Origin of the sequence: Rhodococcus sp. RS1C4, assembly GCF_002258225.1 — a bacterium.
Lineage (GTDB): Bacteria > Actinomycetota > Actinomycetes > Mycobacteriales > Mycobacteriaceae > Rhodococcoides > Rhodococcoides fascians_E.
This window is the reverse complement of record NZ_NOXZ01000023.1, coordinates 376,231-390,262: the sequence shown is the minus strand read 5'-3', so window position 1 is coordinate 390,262 and position 14,032 is coordinate 376,231. Positions and strand designations below refer to the sequence as shown.

14 protein-coding genes are annotated in these 14,032 nt (G+C 65.3%); 3 read left to right on the top strand and 11 right to left on the bottom strand.

Going from position 1 to position 14,032, the window contains the following annotated elements:
• Window positions 1-15: 15 nt before the first annotated feature.
• A complete protein-coding gene (locus CH289_RS12635; protein ID WP_094727999.1) occupies window positions 16-591 on the bottom strand; it encodes a TetR/AcrR family transcriptional regulator in 576 nt (191 codons plus the stop codon).
• 85 nt (window positions 592-676) lie between these two features.
• Between CH289_RS12635 and CH289_RS12630 the strand changes: the two genes are divergently transcribed.
• Window positions 677-2,071, top strand: a complete 1,395-nt coding sequence (locus CH289_RS12630; protein ID WP_037143432.1) for a cytochrome P450 — start codon at window positions 677-679, stop codon at window positions 2,069-2,071.
• On the opposite strand, the gene dinB is transcribed toward CH289_RS12630, so the two are convergent.
• Genes dinB through CH289_RS12610 form a run of 4 tightly spaced genes read right to left on the bottom strand, consistent with a single transcriptional unit; the run spans window position 2,057 to window position 6,742 of the window.
• A complete protein-coding gene (gene dinB / locus CH289_RS12625; protein WP_094727998.1) occupies window positions 2,057-3,265 on the bottom strand; it encodes a DNA polymerase IV in 1,209 nt (402 codons plus the stop codon). The two genes, CH289_RS12630 and dinB, sit on opposite strands and share 15 nt — an antisense overlap.
• A gap of 35 nt (window positions 3,266-3,300) precedes the next feature.
• On the bottom strand, window positions 3,301-5,166 hold the full coding sequence (locus tag CH289_RS12620; protein WP_094727997.1) for a Na+/H+ antiporter: 1,866 nt from the start codon (window positions 5,164-5,166) through the stop codon (window positions 3,301-3,303).
• Between the two features lie 31 nt (window positions 5,167-5,197).
• The gene (locus CH289_RS12615) at window positions 5,198-5,731 is read right to left on the bottom strand and encodes a GNAT family N-acetyltransferase (RefSeq protein ID WP_019663109.1); all 534 of its coding nucleotides are present in this window, start codon (window positions 5,729-5,731) and stop codon (window positions 5,198-5,200) included.
• Window positions 5,732-5,788: 57 nt separating this feature from the next.
• The gene (locus CH289_RS12610; RefSeq protein ID WP_230594315.1) at window positions 5,789-6,742 is read right to left on the bottom strand and encodes an ABC transporter substrate-binding protein; all 954 of its coding nucleotides are present in this window, start codon (window positions 6,740-6,742) and stop codon (window positions 5,789-5,791) included.
• A gap of 146 nt (window positions 6,743-6,888) precedes the next feature.
• Between CH289_RS12610 and CH289_RS12605 the strand changes: the two genes are divergently transcribed.
• A complete protein-coding gene (locus CH289_RS12605) occupies window positions 6,889-9,156 on the top strand; it encodes a putative bifunctional diguanylate cyclase/phosphodiesterase (protein WP_037183020.1) in 2,268 nt (755 codons plus the stop codon).
• A 26-nt stretch (window positions 9,157-9,182) separates the two neighbouring features.
• Window positions 9,183-9,806: a 5,6-dimethylbenzimidazole synthase gene (gene bluB / locus CH289_RS12600; RefSeq protein ID WP_179276799.1), complete on the top strand. Its 624-nt coding sequence runs from the start codon at window positions 9,183-9,185 to the stop codon at window positions 9,804-9,806.
• Between the two features lies 1 nt (window position 9,807).
• Here bluB and CH289_RS12595 read toward each other — a convergent pair whose 3' ends face one another.
• The 6 genes from CH289_RS12595 to CH289_RS12570 form a co-directional block, all read right to left on the bottom strand.
• A complete protein-coding gene (locus tag CH289_RS12595; protein WP_026347429.1) occupies window positions 9,808-10,305 on the bottom strand; it encodes a DUF427 domain-containing protein in 498 nt (165 codons plus the stop codon).
• Window positions 10,306-10,363: 58 nt separating this feature from the next.
• Window positions 10,364-11,047 carry a DUF2637 domain-containing protein gene (locus CH289_RS12590; protein WP_094727995.1) on the bottom strand — a complete coding sequence of 228 codons (684 nt, stop codon included), beginning with the start codon at window positions 11,045-11,047 and terminating at the stop codon, window positions 10,364-10,366.
• A 44-nt stretch (window positions 11,048-11,091) separates the two neighbouring features.
• Window positions 11,092-11,415 carry a hypothetical protein gene (locus tag CH289_RS12585; protein WP_094727994.1) on the bottom strand — a complete coding sequence of 108 codons (324 nt, stop codon included), beginning with the start codon at window positions 11,413-11,415 and terminating at the stop codon, window positions 11,092-11,094.
• 142 nt (window positions 11,416-11,557) lie between these two features.
• Window positions 11,558-11,860: a WhiB family transcriptional regulator gene (locus CH289_RS12580; protein WP_033190153.1), complete on the bottom strand. Its 303-nt coding sequence runs from the start codon at window positions 11,858-11,860 to the stop codon at window positions 11,558-11,560.
• 240 nt (window positions 11,861-12,100) lie between these two features.
• Window positions 12,101-12,625: a gluconokinase gene (locus CH289_RS12575; protein WP_019663101.1), complete on the bottom strand. Its 525-nt coding sequence runs from the start codon at window positions 12,623-12,625 to the stop codon at window positions 12,101-12,103.
• Between the two features lies 1 nt (window position 12,626).
• A complete protein-coding gene (locus CH289_RS12570) occupies window positions 12,627-14,003 on the bottom strand; it encodes a GntP family permease (protein ID WP_019663100.1) in 1,377 nt (458 codons plus the stop codon).
• Window positions 14,004-14,032 lie beyond the last annotated feature (29 nt).

Sequence of the window (14,032 nt, the reverse complement as noted above, 5' to 3'; positions counted from 1 at the left end):
CTTTTCCGCCGGTCTTCACGTCCTGAGCAGCCCGTCGAGTGCACGCAGGCACAGCGCCTTGACCTCGTCCTCGCTGATGGATCGGCGATCGAGCCAGTCCATGCAGACCGCACGCACGAACGACACCCAGCCACGCAGTGCCGTCCGGGTGATCTCGTCCTCGCGAATCTCGGCGGGCAGCGCGGCCAGAATCCGCTGCTGCTGCACTTGCAGTTCGTCGGCGAGGATGGCCTGGATTTCCGCGTCGCCCAGCATGGCACCGCGGTTGATGGCCCGGACGCCGTGTTCGTGCTCGACGGTGTAGCGAATGTAGGCGTCGAGGCCGGCCGCGACCTGATCCGCCACCGGCAGTGACGTGTCCGGCGCGGTCGTGTCGAGAATGCGCGCGGACTCGACCTTCAAGATCTCCGCGAAGAAATCCCGCTTCGACGCGAAGTAGTGGTACATCAGGCCCCGCGACACTCCGGCGAGGTCGGCGACCTCCTCGATCCACACCTCGTCGTAGGGCCTGTCGGCGAACAGCTTCGACCCGATGTCGAGTAGTTGCGCGCGCCGCAGGTCAGGGGAGAGTCGTTTTCGAACGCCGTTCATCACCCAGGATGCTACTTGACACGAGTTCAGTAGCGAGTACGTTCACTGTTGTATCCGAGTTCAGTAACGAGCGAAGAGGTCGCACATGGTCGTCGACGTCGGAGTACGCAGCGCAGCGCTCCCCCACCCGCCCCGACGCCTGCCCGTCCTGGGCGACGTCGTCGGCGCCCACGCGTCGAGGCCGGTCCAGGACTCGATGGCACTCGCCGCCCGGCTCGGCCCGATCTTCGAGCGGGTAGTCCTCGGTCGCCGCTACGTGCTCGTCTCCGGCGCCGACCTCGCGGGGGAACTGTGCGACGAGTCCAGATTCGTCAAGCACGTGTCCCCTGCGATCGAAGGTCTCAGGTCCGTCGGCGGTGACGGACTGTTCACTGCCTATTCTCACGAACCGAATTGGCAGAAGGCACACGACCTCCTGCGCCCCGCGTTCGCTCAAAGCGCCATGCGCGGATACCACGACATCATGCTCACTGTCGCGTCCGAGCTTGCGGCACACTGGCGTTCGCAGACCTCCGTCGACGTCTCCTCGGACATGACGAAGCTGACGCTGGACACCATCGGGCGCACCGGGTTCAGCTACGGTTTCGATTCCTTCAGCCGAAGCAAGCCCCACCCCTTCGTCGACGCGATGGTCGGGGTGCTCTCGCACAATCAGCGTCGCGAAATCGTTCCCATCCCCTGGTTGGCGAACCTCGTCTTCAAGAAAGCCGACCGGCGCAACCTCGCGAATCAGCGTTACCTCGAACAGGTCCTCGACGACATCGTGCGCACCCGCCGCGACGAACGTTCCGACCCGGGCGCCCATGCAGATCTGCTCGAGATCATGCTGGACGCCGCGCGGGATTCCGGGAACCCGAATGCGCTGAGCGAAGTGAACATTCGCCAGCAGATACTGACCTTTCTGATCGCAGGCCACGAGACCACCTCGGGGGCATTGTCGTTCGCCCTCTACTACCTCGCGAACAATCCGCACGTACTGGACGCCGCACGCGCGGAGGTCGACGAAGTCTGGGGCGGTGAAGCACCGTCGTTCGAGCAGGTACCCAAGCTGCGCTACGTCCGGCGAGTACTGGACGAGACCCTGCGGCTGTGGCCGACAGCACCTGCCTTCGCGCGGGAAGCCCGGGAGGATACCGTCATCGGCGGTGTACACGAGATGAAGCAGGGCGATTGGGCGTTCGTGCTGATTCCCGGGTTGCATCGCGACCCGGTCTGGGGTGAGAACCCCGAAGTCTTCGATCCCGATCGCTTCGTCTCGGCCGAGGTGCGCTCACGCCCGGGCCACGTCTACAAGCCCTGGGGCACCGGCGAACGTGCCTGCATCGGAAGACAGTTCGCGATCCACGAGGCCGTCCTCGTACTCGGTACGTTGCTGCAGCACTTCGATTTCCAGGCAGATCCGACGTATCGCCTGAAGGTCGAGGAGCGGCTGACGCTGATGCCGAAGGATTTCCGGCTGACGGTGTCAATCCGGAAGTAGCGGCACGGACAGTCCGGAGTCGCGGCCCAGCAACACCCCTCGGGTCAGTGCCTTCTTCCCGAACTTACTGTGCACGCCGTCGAGAGCGATGTCCAACGCCGATGCGCTCGGTGCGTCCTGCACCCCGCTGCGCGGTGGCGCATCGAACTGCAGCTCGAGCTGCTCGGCGCCCGTGCGCTCGATGTTCGCGACGGTCACCCCGACCAGTGTGATGCCCTGATCGGCGATCAGAGGCGCAGCATCATGCAGCAACGCGAGGGCGGCATCGAGAATGTCCCGAGTGTCCGCTGTTGCCCGGTTCAGGGTGTGCGAGCGCGTGATCTTGGTGAAGTCCGCGAACCGGAGCCGCAGAACGACCGTGCGGCCGGTCCGCTCGGCGGCACGCATCCGCTGCGTCACGCGGTCCACCAGAGCGATGAGCGAGGCCTCGACGTCCTTCGGTGACGTCGGACCACGCCCGAGTGCATGCTGGGCGCCGATCGAGCTGCGTCCACGGTAGGTCTGCACGCGTCGGGGATCGCGGTTGTTGGCCAACGAGTACAGGTGATGCCCCGCGCCCTTCCCCAGAATCGACACGATCGACGCCTCGGACTGCGCGGCGATGTCACCGACGGTCACGATGTCGAAGGCATGCAGCTTCTCCGCCGTCACCTTCCCCACGCCCCACAACAGCTCGATCTTCAGAGGGTGCAGGAACTCGAGCTCACGTCCCGGCTCGACGAGCAGGAGGCCGTCGGGCTTGCCGACTGCGCTGGCGACCTTCGCGAGGAACTTGGTGCTCGCGATGCCGACCGTGATGGGCAGCCCTACCTTCTCCTTGACCTCGCGTCTGAGCCGCTGCGCCACCTGCACCGGAGTGCCGCGGATCTTTCCCAGACCGGTGACGTCGAGAAACGCCTCGTCCACCGAGATCCCCTCGACGAGCGGGGTGGTGTCGCGGAAGATCTCGAAGACGGCCTTGCTCGCCTCGATGTAGGCGTCCATCCGGGGAGGAACGACGACGGCGTCGCGGCACAGTGCCCTGGCCTGCGACCCACTCATCGGGGTACGCACTCCGAAGGCCTTCGCCTCGTAGCTTGCCGCGAGCACGACACCGCCGCCCACGAGGACAGGTCGTCCTCTCAGGCGCGGGTCGTCCCTCTGCTCGACCGACGCGTAGAACGAGTCGAGATCGGCATGCATGATCACGAACATATGTTCGCACGCCGGTCCGACATGTGCGGATTTACTCAGGCGGTGACGTGGTGGATGTAGCACCAGCGCCAGTTCTCGCCTGGTTCGGCGGACTCCATGACGGGGTGCGTCGTGGCATGGAAGTGCGCCGTCGCATGTCGCTTGGGCGACGAGTCGCAGCAGGCGACGTTGCCGCATTCGAGGCATTGCCGAAGGGCGACCCATTCCGTCCCCTCGCGGATGCATTCATGGCACGTACCGTCGGACACGTTCTCCGCCACCGGGTATCGGTCCAGTTCCTCGCACCCCGCCCCGGGATGGACGCGCCGCGCATTGGACACCTTGATCTCGCTGCGGTCCTCACCCGCGATGTCGATCATCGACTCCTCGACGTCGAGCATGGCGAGAACCTCGCCGACCACCTCGGACGGGACGGTGCCGGTGCTTCTGATCTCCAGTATCCGCGCGCGCTCGGCCTCGATCATCGTCAGGCGAACCCGCGCGTACAGCTCGCTCGGGGTCTCCTGTTCGGCGGTGGTACCCAGCCGTTCCCACGCCGAGAAATTCCGCTGCTCGACGCGTTGGCGGACCAGGGCTTCCACTCCGTGCGGGTCGTCGTACTCGAGGTCGTCCAGTGCCTTCTCCCCGGCCTTCGACGCCTGCTGCAGCAGGGTCGCCCGCGCCAACGCGTCGTCCATCGGGTCCGGCGACGGCACCTTCAACAGACGAGCGAGGACCGGCAACGTGAGGCCCTGCACGAACAGGGTTCCTGCCACCACGGTGAATGCGATCAACAGCAGGATTTCGCGGTACTCGGTCCCCAACGGGATCACGAACGCGGCGGCCAGCGTCACCACTCCGCGCATGCCGGCCCACCCGATCAGGAGCGTGTAGCGCCAGGACGGGACCACACCGGTCGACGCGTCGGCGCCGGGGTGAATCAGCGCGAAGCGCGCGACGAACACCCACACCATGCGGATCGCGATGACGCCGACGAGTGTCGCGGCGCAGACGGCAATGATCGTCGTCGCGGGCAGAGCACTGGTCCCGACGTCGCGGAGCAGCCACGACGCTTGCAGACCGATCAACAGGAAGACGGCGTTCTCGAGGATGTAGGCGATGGTTCGCCAGTTGATTCGCTCGGCGATTCGAGACTGCGCGGACTGCAGAATGGGCGCCTTGTGCCCCAGCAGAAGCCCGGCGACGACGACGGCGAGCACACCCGACGCGTGCACCTCCTCGGCGAGAAGGTACGCGGCGAACGGGACGATGAACGAAATGGCGGTGTCGAGAACAGGATTGGTCAATCGCCGACGCAGTTTCGCGACGATCACGAAGGTCACCAGACCGATGGCCACGCCCCCGCCTGCGGCCACGAGGAAGTCCAGTCCGACCCGACCGACGTGGACCGAATGTCCGAGGGCGAAGATCGCCGTGCTCAGCGCGACCAACGCGGTGGCGTCGTTGAGCAGGGACTCCCCTTCGAGAATGGTGACGACGCGACGAGGCAGTCCGATGCGGCGGCCGATCGCAGTGGCTGCGACGGCGTCCGGAGGCGCGACGACGGCACCCATTGCCAACGCCGCCGGCCACGAGATGCCGGGGAGGAGTGCATGTACGACGGCACCGATGCCGAAGGTCGTCGCGATCACCAGAACGATCGACAGCAGCAGGATCGACCGTCGGTTGGCATTGAAGTCGACCAACGACGATTGAATTGCCGTGGCGTACAGCAGCGGCGGCAGCAGTCCGAGAAGCACCACCTCCGGTTCGAGGTGGATCTCGGGGACTCCGGGAACGTACGACGCCGCAGCCCCCACGAGAATCAGCAGCAGGGGCGCCGGGACGTCGAGTCGTTCGGCGAGTGCCGCGACCGCGAGGACACCGATCGCGAGCACGACGAGCAGGACAGCAATCTCCATGAGGAGATTGTGCTCCCGGCGTCGTCGTCCGTCAGACGCGGTCCAGGCGCTGCACGTAGTGCAGTGGTGGGTCGATCGGATTGTCCGCGTCCAGCTGCGCTTCGCCGATACGGCGAAACCCGGCCTTCTCCAACGCTCGCCACGACTGACGGTTGCCCGCGACGACCGGAACGATGATGCTGTTCGACGAGGGATAGGCCCGGAAGGTGTCCTCCGCGAACGCCGCGATCAGTCGCGTTCCTCGGCCTCGATGGATCTCGGACACCTCACCGATGAGGTAGTCGATCGTGGTGGCCTCGGGCGGCATGTCGATGTACGCGGCGATCGCCGCGAGGTCTTCGGGGTAGTCGGCCCATCTGCAGCGTTGAACCAGCGCGAACGGCGCGCCGTCCTCGAAGGCCAGCAGATCCTGCGCAGGCTCCTCGCCGCGCGCCACGGGACCGAAGTCTCGTTCCACCGCGGCGACGGAGGAGTCCTGATTCCACCACCGCGCAACGTGGGGATGCGACAGCCACTGCCCGATCAGCGGGAAGTCCGCGTCGACGACGCGTCGGAACGTGATCACGAACCGTGACGGTAATCCGAACTCGTCGCCGACGCCATGGATTATGCGTCCGCAGGTTCAGGTGAGCTTGTTCGCGCTCTCGATGGACTCCGCCAGCTGCCGGAGCCAGTCGGCGTACTCGGCGTAGGTGTTGGGGCGCTTGTCGTCCCAGTCGAGGACCTGGCCGGCCGCTACTGCGGGCAGAGACCGGTAGATCACCGAGTCGGCGAGGATCGGTTTGCTCGCCGGGTATTCGAGGACGATGTCGGCCGGGTACTGCGGCACGTTCTCCCAGCTCACCGTCGACCACGGGCCGTCGGCTTCCGGGCCGGCGAGGGTCAGACCGAGCTCGCGCAGTAGTTTCAGTACGACGAGGTTCTCGGTGCCGATGTAGATACCGTCGGTGTCGACGTTCAGGGGCATGACCGTCAGCCCCGGCTTGGCCGACACCGCGTCCTTCACCCGCTGCTTCGCCGCCTCGAAGTCCTCACGGTCCGCCGCGATCTCGGGGCTGTCGACGTCGGCGCCGAGAGCCTCGGCGATGGATCGGTACTGGTCGAGCGACTCGTCGATCGACAGACTGACGTCGACTCCGAGAAACGGTGCCACAGCGGCGATCTGCTCGGCCTGTGCGGCGTCCCACCACGTCCAGGACTGCGGCGCAGTCTTCTTCGCGTACCCGATGATCACGTCGGGATCCAGCGCTGCAGCTGCTTCGGTGTCGAACACCGAGTCGGTGCCGATGACGGTCATCCGATCGGCTTCGGCAGTGCCGAGCGCGGATCCGTCGGCCAGTCCGAATCCGAACACACCGTCCGGGCGGATGCCGTAGTCCCATAGCGCGGCAGCACTGTACGCGTCGACGACGATCGTGTCCGGCGGTGAATCCGCCGTCACGGTGTTGCCGAATGCGGTTGTGTAATTCCAGGATTCGGTGGATTTCGGTTCGTTCCCGGAAGTGGTCGAGCAACCGGCGGCGAGGGCGAGTACTGCCACAGCGGAGGTGGCGCGAACGATAGCTTTGTTGAACACGCAAGCAAAGCTAACCCAGCTAAGCCTTACCTAGCAAAACGGCCCGCTCGCGCCTGCCGGTCTTGCCAACCGACGAGCGCCCGGTCACCTAGAGTGAATCACGTCGGCCGAGCGCAGGTACAGGACGCAGGGAAGGACGCACCCTGGTGAAATGGTGGCTGTTCCCCGCGTTCGGCATCGTCGCCTGCGCCGTGTACCTGTCGATGCCGGCGGGCACTCCCTCGAACACGCTCTTCGTGGCCGTCTCCGTCGCGTCCGTCGCCGCAGTCGTCGTCGGCGTTGCAGTGAACCGGCCCGCATCGATGTCCGGGTGGATTCTGATCGCGATCGGGAGCGGACTCTGGGCCCTGGGTGACGCGACGGCGTTCGCTCTGGCGACGGCGGACTCGCCCCCCGCCATCACCGTCGTCGACATCATCTATCTCGCCGGATACCCCGTTCTCGCATCGGGGCTCTACCTTCTGGTCCACCGGGGCTGGCGTCGAGGCCAACTCGGTCACGTGGCCAACAGTGCCATCGTGATGATCGCGTTCGGTCTGTTGCTGTGGGTGTTCGTCGTACGTCCCGATTCGGTCGACGTGTCCACCGCCGAAGGAGTGCTGGCCGTCGCCTATCCGGCGATGGATGTGTACCTGCTCGGTCTGCTCGTTCACTTCGTCGGCGCACCGCAGTGGCGGAGCGCCTCCTATCGTCTGCTCACCGTCGCCGTACTCGTCGTGCTGGCAGCCGATCTCGCCGCCGAAGCGACCTCCACTTCGTTCGTCGGAATAGGTACGGGCGTGACCGACGCCGGGTATCTCGCCTTCTACCTCCTGGTCGGAACGGCCGCTCTGCACCCGTCGGTGTGCACTCTCGCGTCGCCGAAACCGCGACGAGGCCCGGCGGACACAGCGGCTGCCTCGTTCAGCTTCCCCACCGTCGTGGTCGTCACTGCCGCTACTCTCACCGCGCCCGCAGCCATGGCCATCCTCTTGATCCGCGGCGAACCGGTCGCGGAATGGGGCTGGGGCGTCGTGGCATGCGCCACCGTTCTCGTCGTCCTCGTGTTCATCCGCGTGTCCGAGCTGCTCCTGCTTCTGGCACGACAGACGCGTGCACTGCGCAGCGTCGCCGAGACGGACCAACTCACCGGCTTGTCCAATCGCATCGGCGTCGAGAAATGGATGTCCCACGACAGTCGCCGCGACACGCCACTGGCGTTCCTGATCATCGACGTCGACCGGTTCCACGAGATCAACGACACCTTCGGCCACGGTATCGGTGACGACGTGCTGCGCGCGGTTGCGATTCGGCTCGGCGCTTCGATCGGTCGAGTCGGCGTGATCGGTCGAGTCGGGGCCGACGAGTTCGCCGTGGTCCTGCACGCCGAGCGATCGGACGCCGTCAGTGTCGCCGGGCGCCTGCATGCGTCACTGAATCAGCCCGTTACCGTCGGCCCGGCCACGCTGCTCGTGGAAGTCAGCATCGGCATTGCCCTGTCGGCGAACAGGACTCGATCCGACGTCTCGGCCACCACCGAAGGATTGGCCAAACAGGCCTATCGCGCAACACAATACGCAAAAACAGTGCAGCCACGTATTGCCGTGTACGACAGTTCGATGGACCGCGACAACAGCGCCCAGCTGTCACTGCTCAGCGAGCTGGGAAACGCCATCGAGCAACGACATCTCGCTATCTACTATCAAGTGCAGGTCGACCTGACGACGATGAGGGCGATCGGTGTCGAAGCCCTCCTGCGATGGAACCATCCGGAACGCGGTCTCGTCGAACCCGCGGCATTCCTTCCCGTGGCGGAGCGCACCGGCCTGATCAGACCGCTACTCGACTACGTGCTCACCGAGGTCGCCACCCAACGGCACGCATGGAGCGAAGACGGCATCGACCTGACCGTGTCGGTCAACATCTCGACCCGAAACCTGTTGGACACCACACTCGTCGAGCAGGTTGCGCGAGTACTGGACACCTCGCACCTCGACCCGTCGACACTCGCGATCGAGATCACCGAGACGTCGTCGATGACGGACCCGCCAGGGGCGATCGAAACCCTGAACCAGCTGCGCGATCTCGGCGTCACGCTCGTCATCGACGATTACGGCACCGGGTACAGCTCGCTCGCGTACCTGCAGACCCTGCCCGTGCAGCAACTGAAAATCGACAAGGTCTTCGTCGCCGACATGACATCGGTCGTCGCACACCAGGTCATCGTTCGTTCCACGATCGACCTCGCCCGGACACTCGGGCTCACCGTCGTAGCCGAGGGGGTCGAGGACGAGCAGACGCTCCTGGCGTTGAAGGAACTTCGCTGCGACCACGCTCAGGGCTTCCATCTGGGCCGTCCTGTGCCGGCCGCCGACATACCCGCGGTGGTCGCTGCACTCGAACAGAGAATCGGTGGAGAGGTGCAAACATCATGACTTTCGGCAACGGCGCCGGGGAACACATGTCCGTTCACACGGCCATCCGGTCGAGGCGTGACGTCCGCGCCGAGTTCGACGGAACGTGCATCGACGATGCCATGCTGCACCGAATTCTCGACGCCGCGCACCATGCGCCCAGCGTGGGCAACACTCAGCCGTGGGACTTCGTGATCGTGCAGTCACCGGACACCCTTGCCGCGTTCGCGAAGCACGTTGCCGCCGAACGAGTGGCGTTCGCCGAATCGCTGCCTGCGGACAGGCGCGCGACGTTCGACCCGATCCGCATCGAGGGAATCGAATCGAGCCGCACAGGGGTCGTCGTCACCTACGACCCGGAGCGCGGCGGCACACACATCCTCGGCCGCGCAACCGTCGACGACACCGGATTGTTCTCCGCGGTACTCGCCATCCAGAACCTCTGGCTCGCAGCGGTGTCGGAAAGAATTGGAGTCGGCTGGGTCTCGTTCTACCAGGAGCAGTTCCTCACCGAACTACTCGACATACCGTCCCCGGTGCGGCCCATAGCGTGGCTGTGCGTGGGACCGGTCAGCGAATTCCAGGAGGTCCCCGACCTCGAGCGCTTCGGCTGGCGCCATCGCCGTCCCCTGTCCGACGCCGTTCACCACGAGCGGTTCCGGCGGCAGTAGTTCACCAGCCCCAGCTGCCCGGAATCCCCTTGAACGGGCCGACGACATCGCTGGTGATCCAGCCTTCGTAGAACCCACCTTCCTGCGGGGTGGCGCGTTCACCGTCGACCTCGCACTCCAAGCGACTGGGCGAGAACGCGAGATGCCCTGTGATGGGCAGAAATTGCTCGGTCGGAGTCTCGTAGCTCCACGCCGCGCCTTCGCTGACCGCGTCACCACAGACGACATCCCAGTACGTCGCCGCGCCCTTCCATTCGCAGTGGGTGGACCGTGCCGCCGACGGCCTCAGGGCATCTGCGGCGACGTCGTCGCGCGGGATGTACCACGTCGGGGGATGGCTCGTTTCGAGGACTCGCCACGCCTCCCTGGTCTCGGCGACGAGGATTCCCCCGAACCTGACGGTGATCAATCGGTTCGAATGCTCCAGACGCGGAGGGCGAGGGTAGTCCCACACCGACTCCTGCCCGGGGCCTGGCTGTAGCGGCGTCACGTCGGTCATCCTCTCGATGGTGCCACGGACTGCGCCGGTCCATCGGAGCTCACTGCCTCGTGCCTGCTCAGGGCGCATCGACCGGGTAGAGATCCTCGACGCGGTCGTCGTCGAGAACCCATCGGTCCACGTCGACGAGCGGATCGACGTCTGTGGTCTCCGGCTGTACTCGTTGCGTGGGCCGAGCGGACGGCATGTCCGGAACGGTCTCGACGATAGGTCCGGTCGGCCGGGTGATCTCGCGAGGGTCTTCGATGCCGGCACCGGTTTCGACGGCCTCGGGCGCGGGGGCGTCGGGCGTGGGGGCGTCGGGAATCTGGTCGACCGTCACCACGGTGCCCGACGGCACCCTGACCAGAATGCCCAGGCCGTGGGTGGCGGCGAGCAAGCTGACCGGCGCAACGGTGGCGATGGTCGCCGACAGCGCCGGATGCAATGTGCCTGCACCGGAAATGAAGGCGTGCATGGCGTTTGCCCCGATGCTGACGAGAGCGGCCGTGACCAACACCGCCCAGAAGAAGCGTCGACCACTGCGTTGATCCTCGAACTGGGCGAGAGCGATCACCGAAATGGTGGCCTGCAGAATCGTGCCGTCCACGATGACGGGCCACAGCCAGGACAGGCTTCGTGGAACACCCGCCATGGTCGCCAGGTCCCACAGCGCAGCGAAACTGAGAACGAACGACGCAATACCGATGACGGTGGTGATGACGACCGCACTAGCCAGCGTCGCCCGCAGGACCTTGTTCATGACTCGACATCCTGCACCTGCCCACCGACAGAAAGCCTCGCCCCTCAAGCTCCGACGGCCGCTGCGTATCCGACGACGCCCGCCATACAGGTGAGCATGCACACGACGAGGGTGCCGACGGCGAACGGCCACGCAGTGCGTCCGCGAGCCAGGCGAACGAGAGTCGTCACCAGGCCCGCGACGCCGACGAGCCCCGCCGCCCCCAGTGTTGCTCCGACGGCGGTGACCGCCCCGTCGGCACTGCACGTCTCCGGAGGGCAGTGATCGAGAAACGCCAGCGAGAACACCCCGACCAGCAATGCCACCCCGCCGAGCATCACCGTGAACACGAGAGCAGTCACCGAGACGGCGACGTCCCATCCCTTCACCCGAGGCGGCAACGGAGTTCGATCCACGTCGGTGAGACTAGGCCACCAGGAGTGGAGCCTGCAGAAACGACCCGTCAGACCAGGAGTGGAGCCTGCAGAAACGACCCGTCAGACCAGGAGTGGAGCCTGCAGGAACGACCCGCTAGGCGAAGCGAGCTTCGGCGCGGTAGTAGTCGGCGCGATCGTGCGCGGACATTCCGCCCCACACTCCGTACGGTTCGTTCACCGACAGCGCGTGCGTGCGGCATCGGAGGAGCACCGGACACGTCGAGCAGATGTCCTTCGCCTTGCGCTCGCGTTGCGCGCGAGCGCGTCCACGCTCCCCCTCCGGGTGGTAGAACACCGACGAGTCGTACCCACGACACCGACCGTGCAACTGCCACTCCCACACATCTGCGGTCGGTACCGGCAACTCCACCGGCCTGGACGGCGCACCTCTCACCATCGGTGTCTCCTCTTCGGACGCTCGTGCGACAAGGCTCGTGACCTGTCCGCGCGGATGATGTAGTCGTGAACTAGTTCACTTTCTCGCATTCACCATATTTTTGGCAAGAAAGTCGTTCATTCGTATGCTTAAAAACCAGCACCGCTGCTTCATACCTCGCCCTCCGCCGAACCGAACGTGACGTTCGGTCACTTGAAGTGAGCGAATGTGCCGTTCGGTCACTTGGAGTGACCGAACGGTTCATTCGGTCCGAAGATAGGTCTCGAGTTCGGCGATGATCGAGGCGGCGATGTCGGCGGGTGGTGGGCCGACGTCGATGACGATGGCGGGTTCGTCGGGGTCGATGGGTTCGAGGGTGGACATCTGGGTGTCGAGGAGGCCACTGGGCATGAAGTGGTTCATGCGGGCGTTGAGTCTGCCGCTGATGCGTTCGCGGGAGCCTGCGAGGTGGACGAAGACGACGTTGCCCTCCGAGCCTCGGCGGAGGATGTCGCGGTAGCTGCGTTTGAGTGCCGAGCACGTGACGATTCCTGGCTCACCTGCTTCTGCGTGCGCTCGGATCCAGTCCGCGATGGTCTCGAGCCACGGCCATCGGTCTTCGTCGGTGAGTGGGTGGCCCGAGGCCATTTTCGCGACGTTGGCGTCGGGGTGCAGGTCGTCGCCCTCCTGCAGGTCCCATTTGAGTGCTCCGGCGAGAATGCCTGCGACGGTAGATTTTCCGGATCCGGATACGCCCATGATCACCAGTACCGGGTGCGTTGTCATGTCAGATCACCACACTCAACGCCAGGACACCGGCCAGGCCTGTCACCGAGATCACGCACTCCATCACGCTCCATGTCTTCAGATTCTGCACGACGGAGGTACCCAGATATTCCTTGACCAACCAGAATCCGGCGTCGTTGACGTGCGACAGGAAGAGTGAGCCTGCGCCGATGGCCAGGACCATCAGGGAGACGTGGGTCGAGGACAGTTCTGCTGCAACAGGAGCCAGGATTCCCGACGCGGTCACCGTGGCCACGGTTGCCGAACCGGTCGCGACGCGAATCAGTACCGCAACCAACCAGGCGAGGAAGAGAACGGGGAGGCTGCTGGATTTGATGGCGTCGGCGATGACGTCGGCGATTCCGGTGTCGATGAGTACTTGCTTGAAACCGCCTCCGGCGCCGACGATCAGGAGGATTCCGGCGATCGGGGGCAGTGAGCTCTCGAGGGATTTCGCGATCGCGGGCCGGTCCATTCCACCTCCGCGGCCGAGGAGGAAGATTCCCGCGAGGACGGCGATACCCAGCGCGACCACGGGTGTGCCGAGGAAGTCGAGCAGACCCTTCAGTGGTGAACTCGATTCTGCGGCAATGACATCGGCCGCAGCCTTGCCGAGCATGAGGACCACGGGCAGCAGGATCGCAGCAAGGGTCGCCGCGAATGTCGGGCGTCGGCGCGATTCCTCGTTCTCGGATGTTTCGAACAGGGCGGGAACCGGCACGTCGACCCACTTGGACGCGAGCTTGCCGAACAGCGGTCCGGCGACGACTACCGTCGGGATCGCGACGATCACTCCGAGACCGAGCGTGAGTCCGAGGTTGGCGTCCAGAGCGGAGACGGCGACGAGCGGGCCCGGGTGCGGCGGCACGAGACCGTGCATCGCGGACAGTCCAGCCAGCGTCGGGATGGCGATTCGAATCAGAGGCTGACCGGACCGCCGGGCCACCAGGATGATCACCGGCATCAGCAGGACGAGGCCGATCTCGAAGAACATAGGAAGCCCGATCACGGCGCCGACGAGCGCCATCGTCCACGGAAGGAGCGCGGGCGAGGATTTCCCGACGAGTGTGTCGACCACGCGGTCCGCTCCGCCGGAATCGGCGAGCAGTTTTCCGAACATCGCGCCGAAGCCGATGAGGATGCCGACGCTGCCCATCGTCGATCCGAAGCCCTCGACGAACGCTGCGACCGAATCGGCTGCACCGAGTTCGGCGGCGATTCCGACTCCGACGGCTCCGATGGTCAGGGAGACGAACGGGTGGAGTTTGAGCCAGGTGATGAGACCGATGATGACCGCGACGCCGACGATCGCGGACAGGATGAGTCGAGCGTCCGACGCGGTGGCGCCGTCGGCGGCCTGAGCAAGTGTCGTGAGCATGGGCATTTACCTTTTCGGTGAGGTGGTCG